This is a genomic window from Stutzerimonas decontaminans (assembly GCF_000661915.1).
Classification (GTDB): domain Bacteria; phylum Pseudomonadota; class Gammaproteobacteria; order Pseudomonadales; family Pseudomonadaceae; genus Stutzerimonas; species Stutzerimonas decontaminans.
In genome coordinates this window covers 519367-537072 of sequence record NZ_CP007509.1, presented here as the reverse complement: position 1 = coordinate 537072, position 17706 = coordinate 519367, and the positions used below count along the sequence as shown (strand labels likewise).

Annotated in this window: 15 protein-coding genes; 10 read left to right on the top strand and 5 right to left on the bottom strand. The window is 64.0% G+C overall.

From position 1 onward, the window contains the following. Positions 1 to 188 precede the first annotated feature (188 nt). The 4 genes from scpC to UIB01_RS02415 form a co-directional block, all read right to left on the bottom strand. A complete protein-coding gene (gene scpC / locus UIB01_RS02430) occupies positions 189 to 1700 on the bottom strand; it encodes a succinyl-CoA:acetate CoA-transferase ScpC (protein WP_038656539.1) in 1512 nt (503 codons plus the stop codon). Positions 1701 to 2036: 336 nt separating this feature from the next. Then, positions 2037 to 3143, bottom strand: coding sequence for an SPM autocatalytic domain-containing protein (locus UIB01_RS02425; RefSeq protein WP_230585281.1), 1107 nt, complete (start codon positions 3141 to 3143; stop codon positions 2037 to 2039). A gap of 56 nt (positions 3144 to 3199) precedes the next feature. Next, the gene (locus UIB01_RS02420) at positions 3200 to 4849 is read right to left on the bottom strand and encodes an acyl-CoA dehydrogenase family protein (protein ID WP_038656536.1); all 1650 of its coding nucleotides are present in this window, start codon (positions 4847 to 4849) and stop codon (positions 3200 to 3202) included. 131 nt (positions 4850 to 4980) lie between these two features. Beyond that, positions 4981 to 6981: a sensor histidine kinase gene (locus UIB01_RS02415; protein ID WP_038656534.1), complete on the bottom strand. Its 2001-nt coding sequence runs from the start codon at positions 6979 to 6981 to the stop codon at positions 4981 to 4983. Between the two features lie 224 nt (positions 6982 to 7205). Between UIB01_RS02415 and UIB01_RS02410 the strand changes: the two genes are divergently transcribed. From UIB01_RS02410 to lnt, 10 genes are all read left to right on the top strand, one after another. Then, the gene (locus tag UIB01_RS02410; protein WP_038665328.1) at positions 7206 to 8000 is read left to right on the top strand and encodes a hydroxymethylpyrimidine/phosphomethylpyrimidine kinase; all 795 of its coding nucleotides are present in this window, start codon (positions 7206 to 7208) and stop codon (positions 7998 to 8000) included. A 14-nt stretch (positions 8001 to 8014) separates the two neighbouring features. Next, on the top strand, positions 8015 to 8656 hold the full coding sequence (gene thiE / locus UIB01_RS02405; RefSeq protein ID WP_038656532.1) for a thiamine phosphate synthase: 642 nt from the start codon (positions 8015 to 8017) through the stop codon (positions 8654 to 8656). A 55-nt stretch (positions 8657 to 8711) separates the two neighbouring features. Then, the gene (gene hemL / locus UIB01_RS02400) at positions 8712 to 9995 is read left to right on the top strand and encodes a glutamate-1-semialdehyde 2,1-aminomutase (protein ID WP_038656530.1); all 1284 of its coding nucleotides are present in this window, start codon (positions 8712 to 8714) and stop codon (positions 9993 to 9995) included. A gap of 8 nt (positions 9996 to 10003) precedes the next feature. Beyond that, positions 10004 to 10627, top strand: coding sequence for a hypothetical protein (locus UIB01_RS02395; RefSeq protein ID WP_038656528.1), 624 nt, complete (start codon positions 10004 to 10006; stop codon positions 10625 to 10627). Between the two features lie 117 nt (positions 10628 to 10744). Next, the gene (locus UIB01_RS02390) at positions 10745 to 11281 is read left to right on the top strand and encodes a tetratricopeptide repeat protein (protein WP_038656526.1); all 537 of its coding nucleotides are present in this window, start codon (positions 10745 to 10747) and stop codon (positions 11279 to 11281) included. 96 nt (positions 11282 to 11377) lie between these two features. Further along, positions 11378 to 12691, top strand: a complete 1314-nt coding sequence (miaB, locus tag UIB01_RS02385; protein WP_038656524.1) for a tRNA (N6-isopentenyl adenosine(37)-C2)-methylthiotransferase MiaB — start codon at positions 11378 to 11380, stop codon at positions 12689 to 12691. Positions 12692 to 12809: 118 nt separating this feature from the next. Then, a complete protein-coding gene (locus tag UIB01_RS02380; protein ID WP_038656522.1) occupies positions 12810 to 13817 on the top strand; it encodes a PhoH family protein in 1008 nt (335 codons plus the stop codon). Further along, positions 13810 to 14292, top strand: a complete 483-nt coding sequence (gene ybeY, locus UIB01_RS02375; RefSeq protein WP_038656520.1) for an rRNA maturation RNase YbeY — start codon at positions 13810 to 13812, stop codon at positions 14290 to 14292. The genes UIB01_RS02380 and ybeY overlap by 8 nt, the downstream gene beginning before the upstream one ends. A 9-nt stretch (positions 14293 to 14301) precedes the next feature. Continuing rightward, positions 14302 to 15144: a CorC family transporter gene (locus tag UIB01_RS02370; protein ID WP_015275519.1), complete on the top strand. Its 843-nt coding sequence runs from the start codon at positions 14302 to 14304 to the stop codon at positions 15142 to 15144. A 117-nt stretch (positions 15145 to 15261) separates the two neighbouring features. Beyond that, complete coding sequence (lnt, locus tag UIB01_RS02365; RefSeq protein WP_038656517.1) at positions 15262 to 16776, top strand: apolipoprotein N-acyltransferase; 1515 nt, start codon at positions 15262 to 15264, stop codon at positions 16774 to 16776. Between the two features lie 99 nt (positions 16777 to 16875). Here the strand turns inward: lnt and UIB01_RS02360 are convergent, their stop codons facing one another. Next, a complete protein-coding gene (locus UIB01_RS02360) occupies positions 16876 to 17649 on the bottom strand; it encodes a YdcF family protein (RefSeq protein WP_038656515.1) in 774 nt (257 codons plus the stop codon). Positions 17650 to 17706: the final 57 nt, after the last annotated feature.

Sequence of the window (17706 nt, the reverse complement as noted above, 5' to 3'; positions counted from 1 at the left end):
GACGGATGTATATGCAGCCGAGCAGATGGAAGCGCCTTGTGCCGCCATCCGGCTCGGTACGCGCTGGAACGACGGCTGCCATCGGCAAAAAAAATCCGACGCCAGAGTCTGGCGTCGGATTCGGGCATTGCTGCGAACCTCGCGGCCGATGCTCTGCAGCATCGGCCTTGTTCGGGCTCCGTTCGCGCTTACTTATCCAGCAGCATGGTGCCGTTCTTGGCGAAGTTGGCGTGCCAGGAGAACGCCTTTTCCAGCACATGCGGAGTGTGGCCACCACGCTGCTTCGCCTCCTCGAGGTATGCAAGCGCCTGGGCTTTGTAGTCCGGATGCATGCAGTTCTCGATGATCCGCGCCGCCGCCTCGACCGGCGCCAGACCGCGTAGATCGGCATAGCCCTGCTCGGTGATGATGACGTCGACGTCGTGGTTGGTGTGATCCACATGCGTGACGAACGGCACGATCGAGGAGATCTTGCCGTCCTTCGCCGTCGAAGTCGTCACGAAGATGCTGATACGGGCGTTGCGGGCGAAGTCACCCGAACCGCCGATACCGTTCATCATGTGGGTGCCGTTGACGTGGGTGGAGTTCACGTTGCCGTAGATGTCGACTTCCAGCGCGGTGTTGAAGGAAATGATGCCCAGTCGGCGGATCACTTCCGGATGGTTGGAGATCTCCTGCGGACGGAACACCACCTTGCCGGCGTACTTGGCGAGGTCAGAGGCCAGGTTGTCCACGCGCTTCTTCGACAGGGAGAAGGCGGTGGCGGCGGCAAACTTCACCACCCCGGCGTCGATCAGGTCGAAAACGCCGTCCTGCAGCACTTCGGAAGCGACGGTCAGGTCCTTGAACTCGGAAGTCTTCATGCCGGCCAGCACCGCGTTGGCCACCGAGCCCACACCGGACTGCAGCGGCGCCAGGCTGTTGGTCAGGCGCCCAAGCCGCACTTCCTCACGCAGGAAGGCCAGCAGGTTGTCGGCGATCTTCTGGGTTTCGGCGTTTGGCTCGAACAATGGGGAAGGAATGTCCGGCTCGCTGGACAGCACGATGCCGCGCACCTTGGCCGGATCGACTGGAATACCGATCGAGCCGATGCGCTTGCTGACGTTGTAGACCGGGATGTCCTTGCGCGAATCCTCACCGGCCGGGCCGGGGATGTAGATGTCGTGCATGCCTTCGTACTCGCGCGGAGCAGAAGTGTTCAACTCGATGATCACGTGCTTGGCGTTCTGCACGAAGATCGGCGAGTTGCCGACCGAACCGGTCGGAATGATCTGACCGTCCTCGGTGATCGCAGCCGCCTCGATAATGGCGTAGTCGACCTGCGGCAGCACGCCCTGACGCAGCAGCTCGGCGGTGTGCGACAGGTGCTGATCGATGTAGAGCACCTCACCGGCGTTGATCTTCTTGCGCTGCACCGGGTTGCCCTGATACGGGATGCGCTTGTTGATGATGCCGGCTTCGGCCATCGACTGGTCGGCCGCCGGCCCCATGGATGCGCCGGTGAACAGATTAACCTTGAATTTCTCGTGCTGGCCGCGCTCGGACAGCGCCTTGGGAAACACTTTCGGCTCCCCGAACAGGGTGAAACCGCTCATGCCCAGCGTCATGCCGTCCTCGATCCACGACGCGGCCTCTTCTGCCGAGACGACCTTGTCGAGAAACGCTGCATTGCGGATGTACTTGCTTAGATCGGTTGCCATGAACTCACCTCAGAAACTCATCGAATGCTCGTCCGTGAAGGCTCTGCAAAGAAATTCGCCAGGCCTGACGAGGCAGGGAGACGGCCACTTCATGTCCGGAGACCAAGCGCCCATGTCTTTTGCCGCTCAATATCGGAACCTCAAAAAATCATGCGGCACTTGCAACCCCATAACGTAGTCGCTCGCCCCATTCTAGGAGCACCAGCTCGTTTGGCTGTTATACAAAGGTACTAGCAGGCCACCGCACAGAAGAGGTCAGAGCTTTATAGACGGAGCAAGCGTAACCGGCAATCGCCTGGCGAAGCCTGCTATGACCACTTTGGCCACTGACGTCCTTCAGACCGCCAGATCTACCTGCTGCACACTGCCGGTCTGGCCATTTTCGAACAGGAAGATTCCGGTGCTCCTGACACGCCCTTCCAGCTGTTGCTGGGCGATCAGCTCGAAGTCACCATAAGCACGTGCCAGGCCGATGGCGCCTACTCCGGCAGACAGCAGATCGACCAGCTCTCCTTTGCCTTGCGCGTCCGGGCGCCACAGACGAAGTTGCGAGAAGACGCTGTCGCCTTCGTCAATAAAGCCGTTGCCATCTTCATCATGGGCGCTCAGGTCGGCGAAGCCATCGCCGGATAGCGCACCAAACAGTTCACGACCGTCGTCGATACGGCCATTGCCATTTCGGTCCAGCGCTAGGAAGGCGCTGCCGGAGGCGAGACTGGCCATGCTATCGCGGTGACCGTCGGCATTCAGGTCGAACTCGACGCGGTTGTTGGCATCCAGGCGTACCGGGCTGCCTTGGAGGTTGAGCACCAGCGGGTCCTGCAATACTGCTCCGGCGCGCACCGAAACGCTGGCACTGCTGTACTGCAAATTGAGCATTTCCAGGCTGAGCCCGTATTGGATCTTGCGCCCATCGGCGGTGCTGACCGTACCGCTGGCCTTTACGCTCAGCGACTCGCCGCGCCATTCCTGAACGCTGTACTGGTAGTTCAGAAAATCACCAGCGGACTCCACCTGCGGCATGGTGCTGCCTGCAGAGGGCGCCGATCTCGCCGGTGCGGACAACCCCTTTACGAGCTTGTCGAGGGTGGCATCGATTTCATCCGCTTCGCGTCCCAGCACCACCAGCAGCATTCGCAGCTTGTGCAGACTTTCTTCATCGGGCGTGAAATCCAAGACCGGCGCTCCGTCTGCGGGGGCTGTCGGCGTCGCTCTAGGCAAACCGGCGCTCAGGCTTCCCAGCTGGTTCTGCGAGATCATCGGGCGGTCCTGCGCGAAGCTGAGCTCGGCCCGGCTGGAACTGCTCACTTCGCTGCGCTCATGACGGCTGATCTGCAACCGCTGGCCGCCGCGCTGCATATCCAGCGTCTCACTGACCGCACGGCCGGCGGTGTAATTTCGCTCGACGCTCAACCCATACTGTTCACTTGAGATAATTCTCATGCCCGACCCTCCGCCTGATGCCACTACTTCGGCATCACTGAGCAAAAGTTGAGCAATTATCCTGGGAACGGGGCGCTGCGGCTCAGCAGGGCCTGAATGTCGAGCCCGCGCGGCAAGGTGCCATACACGCGGCCCTGCCCTTCCAGTCGGCTGGCAATGAAAGCATCCGAAACGGCGGAGTTGCCCGCCTCGAGCAACAACCCGGCCTGCAGCGCGACGGCCACGTCCTCGGTCAGCTGGCGGGCGCGGTACTGGATGTCATCGGTATCGGTGAAGGCGCGCTGCAGCCGCTGGATATGCGCCTTAAGCCGCGCCTCACCGTGGCCATCGCCGAGCTCGGCAAATAGCACCTCGATTACGCCCGGCTCCTTCGACAGGGCACGCAATACATCCAGGCACTGCACGTTGCCCGAGCCTTCCCAGATGGAGTTGACCGGCGCCTCGCGGTATAGCCGCGGCAGTATGGTCTCCTCGACATAGCCGGCGCCGCCCAGACATTCGCTGGCCTCGGCGATCATGTTCGGTGCGCGCTTGCAGATCCAGTATTTGCCAACGGCGGTGACCAGCCGGGCGAACTTGTCTTCCTGCTCGTCGTGGCGGTTGTCCTGAGCACGACCCATGCGCAGGGTCAGCGCCAGCGCCGCTTCGCTTTCCAGCGCAAGATCAGCCAGCACGTTCTGCATCAGCGGCTGCTCGAGCAGGACGCGGCCGCCGACCAAGCGGTGCGCGCAGTGGTGCATGGCCTGGGTCAATGCCTGACGCATCAGCGAGCTGGAGCCGATCATGCAGTCGAAACGGGTCGAGGAAACCATTTCGATGATGGTCGGCACGCCGCGCCCTTCCTCACCGACCATCCACGCCAGCGCGCCGCGGTATTCGACTTCGCTGGAGGCGTTGGCCCAGTTGCCGAGTTTGTTCTTCAGGCGCTGGATATAGAACTGGTTGCGCGTGCCGTCCGGCCGATGGCGCGGCAGCAGGAAGCAGGACAGCCCCTTGTCGGTCTGCGCCAGGGTGAGGAAGGCATCGCACATCGGCGCCGAGCAGAACCACTTGTGGCCGACCAGCTCGTACGCCTGCCCTGGCCCGCCGGTATCGATCGGATAGGCGCGGGTGCTGTTGGCGCGCACGTCGGTGCCGCCCTGTTTCTCGGTCATCGCCATGCCGATGGTCACGCCAGCCTTCTGCTCCATCGGCAGGTTGCGCGGGTCGTACTCGCGGGCAAGGATCTTCGGCAGCCAACGTTCGGCAAGGTCTGGCTGCAGGCGCAGTGCCGGCACGCTGGCGTAGGTCATGGTCAGCGGGCAGCTGCTGCCGGCCTCGGCCTGGTTGTGCAGGTACATCAAGGCGGCACGCGCCACCTGAGCGCCGGGCTGGGGATCGCTCCAGGGCAGCGACGGTATACCGTGCTCGATGGCCGTGCGCATCAGCTCGTGATAGGCCGGGTGAAACTCCACCAGATCGATACGATGGCCGTAGCGGTCATGGCTCTTGAACACCGGTTTGTTCTCGTTGGCGAGAAAGCCGGCCTGCATCAGCGGCCCACCGGCGAGCGCGCCGTAGCAGTCCAGACGATCCTCGGCCCAGCCGGCATGGTAACGCTGTACCCACTGCTGCAGCGGCAGATCGATGCGGTAGAGGTTGGCACCATCGAGCGGCGGCACCTGATTGGTGACCTCATGGGTTTCGGCGCTGGTCTGCAGATTCATCTGAACGTCCTCCTTCGATACCGATGCCGCGACGGCTGTCAGCAAGCGTAGTCGGCAAGCACGGTGGACCAGCAGTGAAACACGCGCTGCGGCGACGATTGAAGCGAGGTATCGGCCAAAAGGTCCGCGCGTCAGGCAATCGGCGCGGAGGGCGGAACGGCAGACGCTGCGTCGGCAGCCGGCCCGTCGGCAGAACTCAGGGCAAAGCGGACATGAATGCCGAAGCGGCTGCCCAGCCCCGGCCGCGACTGCTGTTCCAGCCAACCGCCGAGCACCTGGATCAGACCGCGACTGATCGCCAGGCCGATGCCGAGACCGCCGTAGCGGCGCGTCATCGAGCCATCCACCTGGCGGAATTGATGATAGAGGAAGGCCTGGTCGGCATCGCTGAAACCGATGCCGCTGTCGACGACCTCGACGTTCAGCTGCAGCTGGCGCCGCTCGATCGCGCCCGTGAAGCGCAGGTTCACGGCGCCACGGGAGGTGAACTTGACCGCGTTGTCGAGCAGATGACAGATGCTCTGTTCCAGCTTTTCGCCATCGCCGTAAACGCGATCGGGCAGCTTCTCGTCGAACTCGAGATCGAAGGCCAATCCCTTGTCCCGGGCCAGGCCACCGAACTGCTGGTGCAGCCGTGCCGCTGTATCCCTGAGGCTGAAGCGCTGCTCCTGCAGACGCAGCTTGCCGGCACGCAGTTCGCTGAGGACCAGGATGTTGTTGACCAGGCGCATCATGTCGCGCGCCGATCCGGTGGCGATGTGCTGATACTGCTGCAGCTCTTCCACTGTATCGGACTTGGGCAACAGCTCCAGGGCACCCATCACGCCCATCATCGGCGTGCGCAATTCATGACTGATGTTGGAGAGGAACTCGTCCTTGAGCCGGTTGCTCTCGGCGAGTTCGCGGTTCAGCTGCTCCAGCTCGGCACGGGCGTTTTCCAGGATCTTCGCCCGCTCGTCCTTGAGGGCATTGATGCGATCGGCCAGCGCCATCGACAGCAGCACCACCTCCAGCGCGGCGCCCAGCTGACTGGCGTACATGGTCAGGAAATTGTGCGGCAGGTGCCCGAGCACCATCAGCGTGTTGATCTGCCCGCCGACCAGCAGCGCGCTCCAGGCGATGATGAAGTAGCGCGCCACGCGCATGCCGCGCAGCCAGGCCAGGATGCCGGCGGCAAACACTGCCAGCGTGAACAGCAGCGCCAGGGCGGTGGCCAGACGCAGGGCTACTCCGTAATCGGTCGCCAGCGCCAGCACCATCACGACCACGGAGAAGGCAATGATCAGCCGCAGCAGCCAGTCCACCCAGCGGCTGTGCTCGGCGGTGCGCAGGAAGCTGCGCGTGAACAGGCAGCCGAACAGCCCGGTAGCCCCGATCAGCAGCGGCGTCGCGGCATTGGCCCACCAGGGCCGGTCCGGCCAGAGGAACTGCACGCCGGCGCCATTCACCGAAACCTGATAGAGACCGAACGCGGCGATGTAGAGGATGTAGTAGAGATAACTGGGGTCGCGGATGCTGATATAGATGAACAGGTTGTAGACCAGCATCGCCAGCAGCACGCCGTAGATCATGCCCAGCACGTAGATGCGCCCCGGCTGCGCTTCGAGGTAGGCGTGCTGCGACCAGAGGCTCAGCGGCACCTGGATCGACCCCTCGCTCTCTACGCGCAGATAGGCCCGCTGCGGCTGCTCGGGCTGCAGTTCGATCTCGAACAGGTAGTTGCCCTGGCGGATCTCGCGACTGGCCCACGGTTTGGTGTCGCCAGTATCCCGGGCCAGGCGGTAGCCGCCCTGGCCGTCGGCCAGATAGAGCTGCAGGCTGTCCAGTGGCGGATAGGCCACCTCCAGCAACCAGCGCCTGGCTCCCTGCGCCACCTGTGGCCGGTAGTGCAGATCGACACGCACCCAGTGCACGGAGCGGGAATAACCGGCGTTGAACACGGCGGTCTGATGCGGCTGGAAGCGGCTTTCGAAAGCGGTCGAGGCGACGTCTTCTATGCGCGCCTCGCCGAGCGGATCCTCGAACACCTGCATCACCTGGCCAAGCGGCAAATGGCGCGTGTGCTCATCAAGCTCGACGGCAGCAGCCAGGGCAGGCAGAAGAGCCAGGAAGAAGAGGAAGACGTACCGCATAATGCCTCGTGCTGGCCGCGCGGCGAACACGAATTCACGCCCGTGAACCCCGCCGCTGCGTCCGAAAATCAAAGTGCCAGCAATCTACCACAGCGCCCGTTCCCGCCGGAAAAGCGAATCGCACACACCGCCATTAGCCGATGACTGGCTAGAGTGCGTTGATGGCGGATCGACGCACAACTGCTGCGTCCCGCCAGCATCGTTTGGTGATAAGCTCGCACGCCATGAAAAACCCTACTTCACGACCTGTCGTCCTCTGTCTTTCCGGCCATGATCCCAGTGGCGGCGCCGGTCTGCAGGCGGACATCGAAGCTCTGTTGGCGCAGGCTTGCCACGCCGCGCCGACCGTCACCGCACTGACCGTGCAGGACACCGTCAACGTCTCCGACTTCCGCGTGCTCGACCGCGAATGGGTGCTCGCCCAGGCCAATGCGGTGATCGCCGACATGCCTATTGCGGCGGTCAAGCTGGGCATGCTCGGCTCGGTGGAAATGGTCGGGACCGTTCTCCAAATCATGAACAGGCTGCCTGGCGTCCCGCTGGTTTGCGACCCGGTGCTGCGTGCCGGTGGCGGTGGCGCGCTGGGCAAGGACGATGTCGGCTACGCCATGCGCGAGCGGCTGTTTCCAGTGTCGACCATCGCCACGCCGAACCTGCCGGAAGCGCGCATCCTTGCCGAACTGCCCGAGGGCAGCGCCGATGAGTGTGCCGAACGGCTGCTGCCACATATCCGCAACCTGCTGATCACCGGCGGCCACGGCGACGAAAGTGAAGTGCACAACCGCCTGTATTGCCGAGATGGCAGCCGCCACGATTTCACCTGCGCACGCTTGCCGGGCAGCTACCATGGCTCCGGTTGCACCCTGGCCAGCGCCCTTGCCGGACGCCTGGCACTGGGCGAGGAGCTGACCAGCGCGGTCAGGTCGGCACTCGATTACACCTGGCGCACCTTGCGCGATGCCGAGGCGCCCGGCCACGGGCAATACATTCCGCGGCGTCTGCCGCTGGATCTCGCCTGACTGGAGAGCAGCGTATGAAGGAATCGACTCGCCTGCGCGGCCTGTACGCCATCACCGACAGCAAGTTGCTCGCCGAAGGCCGCCTGCTGCCTTACGTCGAAGCCGCTCTGAAAGGGGGCGCCCGGCTGCTGCAGTACCGTGACAAATCCAGCGACGAAGCCCGCCGTTTACGCGAAGCCGACGCGCTGCAGGAACTCTGTGCCCGGCATGGTGCGCAGCTGATCATCAACGATGACGCCGAACTGGCCGCCCGATTGGGCGTCGGCCTGCACCTCGGGCAGGAGGATGGTTCGCTCGCCGCGGCCCGCGCCCTGCTCGGCCGCCAGGCAATCATCGGCGCCACCTGTCATGCACAGCTGCCCCTGGCCGAACAGGCCGCGCGTGACGGTGCTAGCTATGTCGCCTTCGGCCGCTTCTTTCAGTCACAGACAAAACCGGGTGCACCCTCGGCCAATCCCGAGCTGCTGCGCGAAGCCCGCACCCGCATCGGCCTGCCCGTCGTTGCAATCGGTGGCATCACCCTGGACACCGCGCCTTCACTGATCGCCGAAGGTGTACAGATGATCGCCGTCGTCCATGCCCTGTTCGCCGCCGAGAGCCCGGCCGAGGTCGAACGCCGCGCTCGCGCGTTCAGCCAGTTGTTCATCGCCCCCTGAATTCCGCCACGGCGGACCGCAGCACGGCGGTCCGCCCTTGTTTTGCGAGGCCCGCATGTCCCGTTCCGAAACCCTTTTCGCCAGCGCCCAGACCCATATCCCGGGCGGAGTCAACTCACCCGTTCGCGCGTTCCGCAGCGTCGGCGGCACCCCGCTGTTCCTCAAGCACGCCGAAGGCGCCTATGTGATCGACGAGGACGACAAGCGCTACGTCGACTACGTCGGTTCCTGGGGCCCGATGATCCTCGGCCACAGCCATCCGCAAGTGCTGGATGCCGTGCGTCGCCAGCTCGAACACGGCCTGTCCTATGGTGCGCCAACCGCCATGGAAACCGAGATGGCCGAGCTGGTCTGCCGCCTGGTGCCGTCCATGGAGATGGTGCGTATGGTCAGCTCCGGCACCGAGGCGACCATGAGCGCGATCCGCCTGGCCCGCGGCTATACCGGCCGCGACGCGATCATCAAGTTCGAAGGCTGCTACCACGGCCACTCCGACAGCCTGCTGGTGAAAGCCGGCTCCGGCGCACTGACCCAGGGCGTGCCGAGCTCGGCCGGCGTGCCGGCGGATTTCGCCAAGCACACGCTGACCCTGGCCTATAACGACCTCGCCGAAGTCGAAGCCACGCTGCAGGAAAAGGGCGAGCAGGTCGCCTGCATCATCGTCGAGCCAGTCGCCGGCAACATGAACTGCGTGCCGCCGGCGCCGGGCTTCCTCGAAGGCCTGCGCACCCTGTGTGATGCGCATGGCGTGGTACTGATCTTCGACGAGGTGATGACTGGTTTCCGCGTCGCCCTCGGCGGCGCCCAGGCCTACTACGGCGTAACGCCGGATCTGTCGACTTTCGGCAAGATCATCGGCGGCGGCATGCCGGTCGGCTGCTTCGGCGGCAAGCGCGCCATCATGGAACACATCGCGCCGCTCGGCCCGGTGTACCAGGCCGGCACCCTGTCCGGCAATCCGCTGGCCATGGCCGCAGGCCTGACCACGCTGGGCTTGATCAGCCGTCCAGGCTTCCACGACGAGCTGAGCGCCTACACCAGCCGTATGCTGCAGGGCCTGCAGGACCGCGCCGATGCTGCCGGCATCCCCTTCGTCACCACCCAGGTCGGCGGCATGTTCGGCCTGTATTTCAGCGGCGCCGACGATATCGTCACCTTCGGTGATGTCATGGCCAGCGATGCCGATCGCTTCAAGCGCTTCTTCCATCTGATGCTCGAAGGCGGCGTGTACCTGGCGCCGAGTGCATTCGAGGCGGGTTTCACCTCCATCGCCCATGGCGATGCCGAGCTGGCGATCACCCTGGAGGCCGCCGAGCGCGCCTTCGCCAAACTCAAGTGAGCGAGACGATGCAGCTGCTGCAAGCGGTACTGCTGCTCCTCGCGGCGGGCGTCAGCGCGGTGTGGATCGGCCGCGCTCGGCGCCACTACGGCGAAGCGGACCAGCCGGCGCTGTTCAGCGCGATGCTTGGCCTCATCCTCGCAGCGGCGAGTGGCGCGTGCGGCGCCGCCAGCCTGATCGGCATCGACCTGGAGGAAGCCCATCAGTGGTTGGAGCGCGCCAGCCTGCTGCTCGGTCTGCCGCTGATCGCAGCGGCGGCGCTGACCCTGGCACGCCGCTGGCGCTGGAGCCGGCCGAACTGGGGGCGTGCGATATTGGGTCTGTGCGTGTTCTTCGAGCTGGCGCGACAGCTCGGCTGGAGCGAGCCCTACGCATTCGGCCTGATGCTGGCCAGTGCACTGCTGGTGGCCTATGCCGCTGCACTGCAATGGCCCGCTAGCCTGCCGACCGCCGTAGGACTGGCAGCCGGCGTCCTCTTACTCGGCACCGCGCCGCTTCCAAACAGCTTGCTGATAGACAATCCGCTCAGCGAACTGCGCCCGCTGCTTCTGGCAATTGCCAGCCCGCTTATCGCCGCCTTGCTGGTACACCTGCCGGGCAGCGCGACCGAGGACCAGCCGGCAGCCACATAAAAAGCCGATGGCAGGCGGTTAAAGGCTTTGTAAGCAGACTGCAGCTTATCCATAATGTGACGGCTGGCTCGTTCCAGCCTTTCATTACCGCCCTGCTCCTCGAGGCGCCAGATTTTCATGATCCGCACCGGCCGCATCCTGTCTTTGGGCTGTCTGCTGCTTCTCTCGCCTCTCACGGCTATCGCCGGCGGGAACACCCTGCTGATCCCGGCGACTGCCCGCTGCGCGCTCGATACGCTTCCCGAAGAATTGCCCGAAGCCCTGCGCAGCTGTCAGCAGGCTGCCAGCGAAGGCGATATGCAGGCTGCCTACGAGCTGGGCGAGTTCCATTACGACGGTCGCCGCGCACCGCGCGATCTGGCCAAGGCGCTGTACTGGTTCGAGCAGGCGTCCTTGCGTGGTCATGGGGCCGCGCAGCACCGGTTGGGTGTGATGTTCTTCCGTGGCGAGGGCGTCAAGGCCAACAACGTGCAAGCCTACATCGTGCTGAAGATGGCTGCCGTCAACGGCGAGGACGATGCACTGGATACCGCCGACCGGGTCTCCGCGCAGATGCGCCGCGACGAGCTGGAAATCGCCACCCAGGTACTCGGCCAGATCTTCCGTGACTACCTGATGCAGCTGCAGGCAGCCGACGCGCCGCTGATCCCCTGAACGTCACAAAACCCTGCGGCATCCGCCTGCGCTTTCCCCTGCTCGGCCGTGGGCATATAATCGCCGGTCATTTTTTGCACAACGCCGGCCCGTAACATGACCCGCAAGCTTTTCATCGAAACCCATGGCTGCCAGATGAACGAGTACGACAGCTCGCGCATGGTGGACCTGCTGGGCGAACACCAGGCCATGGAAATCACCGAGAACCCGGCTGAAGCCGACGTGATTCTCCTCAATACCTGCTCGATTCGCGAAAAGGCTCAGGAAAAGGTCTTCTCGCAACTGGGTCGCTGGCGCGAACTGAAGCTGGACAACCCGCAGTTGGTGATCGGCGTCGGCGGCTGCGTGGCCAGCCAGGAAGGCGCGGCGATTCGCGACCGCGCGCCCTATGTCGACGTGGTCTTCGGCCCGCAGACGCTGCATCGCCTGCCGGAAATGATCGACGCCGCGCGCACCACCAAGAAGCCGCAGGTGGACATCTCCTTCCCCGAAATCGAGAAGTTCGACCGCCTGCCCGAGCCGCGCGTCGACGGCCCCAGCGCCTTCGTCTCGGTCATGGAAGGCTGCAGCAAGTACTGCACCTTCTGCGTGGTGCCCTACACCCGCGGTGAGGAAGTCAGCCGGCCGCTGGCCGACGTGCTGGCGGAAATCGTCCACCTCGCCGAGAACGGCGTGAAGGAATTCACCCTGCTGGGACAGAACGTCAACGGCTACCGCCACGACGGGCATGATTTCGCCGACCTGCTGCACGCGGTCGCTGCGATCGAAGGCATCGGCCGGATTCGCTACACCACCAGCCACCCGCTAGAGTTTTCCGACGCCATCATTCAGGCCCACGCCGACATTCCGCAGCTGGTGAAATACCTTCACCTGCCGGTGCAGGCCGGCTCCGACCGCATCCTCGCGGCAATGAAGCGCAACCACACCGCGCTGGAGTACAAGTCGCGCATCCGCCGGCTGCGGGCAGCGGTGCCGGACATCCTGATCAGTTCGGACTTCATCGTCGGCTTTCCCGGCGAGACCGACAAGGACTTCGAGCAGACCATGAAGCTGATCGAAGACGTCGGTTTCGACTTCTCCTACTCCTTCGTCTACAGCGCCCGCCCCGGCACGCCAGCAGCCGATCTCGTTGACGACACGCCGGACGAGGTCAAAAAGCAGCGCCTGGCCATCCTGCAGCAGCGCATCAACCAGCAGGGTTTCGAAAACAGCCGACGGATGGTAGGCACGACCCAGCGCATCCTCGTCAGCGATTACTCGAAGAAGGACCCGGGCATGCTGCAAGGCCGGACCGAGCACAACCGCATCGTCAATTTCCGCTGTGACAACCCTCGATTGATCGGCCAATTCGTCGACGTGCACATCGACGATGCGCTGCCTCACTCGCTGCGTGGCACCTTGCTGTCTTGAGAAACGCAGTCGCGGCCCCTATATGCAATGGGGCCGCGACCACCAGCGCTTTCCGCTTTGCGCCCGCGGCGCTATTCTTCCCCCATCATTTCGCCGACCACGGCCATAAATAAAGCCCTTGAACGCACCCATAGAACCGCATCGCTTTACCCTTGAACCCTTTGAAGCCCGTCGCTTCGCCAACCTCTGCGGCCAATTCGATGAGCATCTGCGCCTGATCGAACAGCGTCTTGAGCTGGAAATCCGCAATCGCGGCAATCAGTTCGAGCTGATCGGCCCGACCGACGTGGCCAAATCTGCCGAGCAGCTGCTGCGTCGGCTGTACCGAGAAACCAAGAACACCGAACTCTCTCCCGACATGGTGCATCTGTACCTGCAGGAATCCGGGATGGAAGAGTTGGCCAATCCGAATGCCCATCAGGGCGTCGCCCTGCGCACCAAGAAAGGCATGATCCGCCCGCGCGGCGCCAACCAGCAGCGCTACGTCAAAGCCATCCTCGACAACGACATCAACTTCGGCGTCGGCCCGGCGGGTACCGGCAAGACCTACCTGGCGGTGGCCTGCGCGGTGGATGCGCTGGAGCGCGAGCAGGTACGGCGCATCCTGCTGGTACGCCCGGCAGTCGAGGCTGGCGAAAAGCTCGGCTTCCTGCCCGGCGACCTGGCGCAGAAGATCGATCCCTACCTGCGACCGCTGTACGACGCGCTTTATGAAATGCTTGGCTTCGAATACGTCGCCCGCCTGATCGAGAAGCAGGTCATCGAGATCGCGCCGCTGGCCTACATGCGCGGCCGCACGCTGAACAACAGTTTCATCATCCTCGATGAAAGCCAGAACACCACCCAGGAACAGATGAAGATGTTCCTCACGCGGATCGGCTTCGGCTCCACCGCGGTGATCACCGGCGACATCACCCAGGTCGACCTGCCCCGCGGCACCAAGAGCGGCCTGGCGCATGTCATAGAGGTGCTGAAGGACGTCAACGGCATCAGCTTCACCCATTTCAAGCCCAAGGATGTGGTTCGTCATCCGCTGGTACAGCGCATCGTCGAGGCCTACGAGTCCTTCGAAGACCGCCAGTCTCCGGCCAGCAAGCGTGCGGCACAGGACGCCACCGATGATTGAGCTGGACCTACAGTGCGCCAGCTCCGGCGCTGCGCCGGCGCTCGCCGATCTGCAGCGCTGGTGCGAACTGGCGCTACGCCAGCGCAGCGGTGACTCCGAACTGACCATTCGCCTCGTCGACGAAGACGAGGGCCGCGAGCTCAACCGCACCTGGCGCCAGAAGGATTACGCGACCAACGTGCTGTCGTTCCCGGCCGATGTCCCCGATGAGCTGCTGGATATTCCGCTGCTCGGCGATCTGGTCATCTGCGTACCGGTGGTCGAGCGCGAGGCGGCAGAACAGGGCAAGGCGCTGACGGCGCACTGGGCGCACCTGGTCATTCACGGCTGCCTGCACCTGCTCGGCTACGATCACATCGATGATGACGAAGCCGAGGAGATGGAAGATCTGGAGCGTCAGCTGCTGGCCGAATTGGGTCATCCCGACCCCTATGCCGAAGAATCGCCCGTTTCGGGCACTTGCAAGGACTCTTGAGTCAACGACATGAGCGAAGATCGATCGATCAGCGGGCAGAAGACCTGGCTGGAAAGAATCACCCAGGCTTTTGCCCATGAACCCAAGAATCGCCAGGAGCTACTGGAAGTCCTGCGCGAAGCCCATCAGAACAAGCTGCTCGACAACGAAGCACTGGCCATCGTCGAAGGCGCCATCCAGGTCGCCGACCTGCAGGTACGCGACATCATGGTGCCGCGCTCGCAGGTCATCAGCATCCGCGCCGATCAGTCGCCACGCGAATTCCTGCCGGCCATCATCGCCGCCGCGCATTCGCGCTATCCGGTCGTCGGTGAAAGCCTGGACGAAGTGATCGGCGTGCTGCTGGCCAAGGATCTGCTGCCACTGATCCTCAAGGAGGACCAGCAGAATTTCGACATCAAGGATCTGCTGCGCCCAGCCACGTTCGTGCCCGAATCCAAGCGCCTCAACGTCCTGCTGCGCGAGTTCCGCGCCAACCACAACCATATGGCCATTGTCATCGACGAATACGGCGGCGTGGCCGGCCTGGTGACCATTGAGGACGTGCTGGAGCAGATCGTCGGCGATATCGAGGACGAGCATGACGTCGAGGAAGACAGCTATATCCGCCCGCTGCCCAGCGGCGACTTCCTGGTCAAGGCACTGACACCGATCGACAGCTTCAACGAGTACTTCGGCAGCGCCTTTCCCGACGACGAATTCGATACCGTTGCCGGCCTGGTGATGAGCACCTTCGGTCACCTGCCCAAGCGCAACGAGGTGACCGAGATCGACGGCTTTCGCGTGCGCGTATTGAACGCCGATAGTCGCCGCGTGCACATGCTGCGTCTGAGCCGCACGGAAAGCGCGTAGAACGCGACCGAGCAACCCCGCGCAGCCAGCCTGCGCGGAGCTCGCGCCGAACCGGCTTGCCCGGCCGCCCCATTGCCCTTAGCCTCCCCTCCCGCATCTATTGCGCAAGGAACCTCCATGCATTGGATCACCCGCCCCGGCTGGCCGGGCAATCTGCTGGCGCTGGTCGCCGGCACGCTGACCACCCTCTCCTTGGCGCCCTTCGACATCTGGCCATTGGCCCTGCTGTCGGTGGCGCTGCTGTACCTCGGCCTGCGGGATACCGCAGCGAAGCAGGCGGCACAGCGCGGCTGGTGCTATGGCTTCGGTCTGTTTGCTTCGGGCGTCAGCTGGGTCTATGTGAGCATTCATGATTTCGGTGCGGCCTCGCCGGCCCTGGCCGGCCTGCTCACTCTTGGCTTCGTCGCCGGGCTGGCACTGTTCTTCGCGCTGCTTGGCTGGCTATGGGTGCGCCTGCTGCGCAATCGCCATTCCGCGCTCGGTGACGCGCTGGCCTTCAGCGCACTCTGGCTGGCGTTCGATGCGCTGCGGGGCTGGGTTCTCACCGGCTTCCCCTGGTTGTACATCGGCTATAGCCAGCTGGATGGCCCGCTGGCCAGCTTGGCTCCGCTCGGTGGCGTCTGGCTGCTGAGCTTTGCCATCGCACTGAGCGCGACGCTGCTGGTCGCGCTACCTCGTCTGCGTACCGAGAAGCCGCGTCTGGCGCTGGCCATCGTGCTGCTGGCGGTGCCCTGGATTGCCGCGCCGCTGCTGAACGGGCATGCCTGGACCACGCCCAAAGGCGAGCCGTTGACCGTCGCCGCGGTGCAAGGCAACGTCGCGCAAAGCATGAAGTGGGATCCGAAAAAGCTGGAAATGCAGCTGCTGCTGTACCGCGACATGACCTTTCGCAGCCGCCCGGCAGACCTGATCGTCTGGCCGGAGACAGCTGTGCCGATCCTCAAGGAACACGCTGAGGGCTATCTGAAGATGATGGCCGGCTTCGCCGAACAGCGCGATTCGGCATTGATCACCGGCGTGCCGGTACGCCAACCCAATGCCGACGGGGATCTGCGCTATTACAACGGTCTGACCACCGCCGGTGATGCTAGCGGCACCTATCTCAAGCAGAAACTGGTGCCGTTCGGTGAGTACGTGCCACTACAGGATCTGCTGCGCGGCCTGATCGCCTTCTTCGATCTGCCGATGTCCGACTTCGCCCGCGGTGAAGCCGGCCAGCCGCTCCTGCAGGCCAGGGGGCTGCAGATTGCCCCGTACATCTGCTACGAGGTGGTCTATCCGGAGTTCGCTGCCGGCCTCGCGGCGCAGAGCGACCTGCTGCTGACTGTGAGCAACGACGCCTGGTTCGGCCGCTCCATCGGCCCGCTGCAACACTTGCAGATGGCACAGATGCGCGCTCTGGAAGCCGGGCGCTGGATGATCCGCGCGACTAACAACGGGATCACCGTGCTGATCGACCCTTACGGTCAGATCACCGAACAGATTCCCCAGTTCGAACAAGCCGTGCTGTATGGCGAGGTTGCCGCGATGCAGGGCCTGACACCCTATCTGCGTTGGCGCTCCTGGCCGTTGATTGCGCTGTGCGTGCTGCTACTCGGCTGGGCGCTGATCAGGCGCCGGGCCGTGGTCTGAGAATGCGCAAGCTGTAGGTGGACTTGAAAGCCGCCCTGCAGGTTCTCTGCCCGGGCCTTTGGAGCCTGGAGCACGCACCACCACGGCGGCGAAATCGACTCACTCGGCCACGCCACTATAAACCAGCGGGTAGACGGCCATCCCCACGACCTCATTGAGCAACATACCGTTCTGCCAGAAGGCCTTGGCCTCCGGCAACCAGCCATTCAACGGCCGACCATTGGGCACGCCCATGAAGCCCACCGGCGCAGCGATCACCTCGATACCGTTTTGCTCGAAGCACCAGCGCGAGCGCGGCATGTGCGATGCCGAGGTGACCAATACCACGCGCTCGATGCCGGCGGCGCGCAGCATCTCGGCGCTGAAAACTGCGTTCTCCCAGGTCGTGCGGCTGCGCTCCTCGAGCCAGCGAGTCGGTACACCCAGATCACGCTGCAAAACCTCCGCGCCGAGCATGGCCTCGCTGGGTTGCTGGCCGAAGTGCAGGCCACCGCTGGTGAGAATCGGCAGCCCCGACGCCTTGGCCAGCCGCGAGGCATAACGCAGGCGCTCCAGTGCTGTGTAGCCGGGCTGATCGCCGCCCCAGGCCGGATCACTCTGCTCGCGCCCGGCCCCCAGCGCCACGATGGCGCCAGCCTCTTCACGCAGCTGCGCCCACTGCGTCTCTACCAGCGCCGGCTCGCGCTCGACCAGACGCGCGGTCCATTCGACCACGACGGGCAAACTCATCAGCCACAGCCCTGCTAATCCGCTGATAAAGCAAAACGCAGCCAACCTAGGCGCGCGGCGACGCAGCCACCAGCCAAGCAACAGTAGAAGCAGCAGCAGACCCGGTGGCAGCAGCAGTTGCTTGAAGAAATAGCGAATCGGCATCCAAGCTCTCCGGCAAAGGCCGACACTCTAGCGGCTGGCGGCGCATTTGTCGGCGCA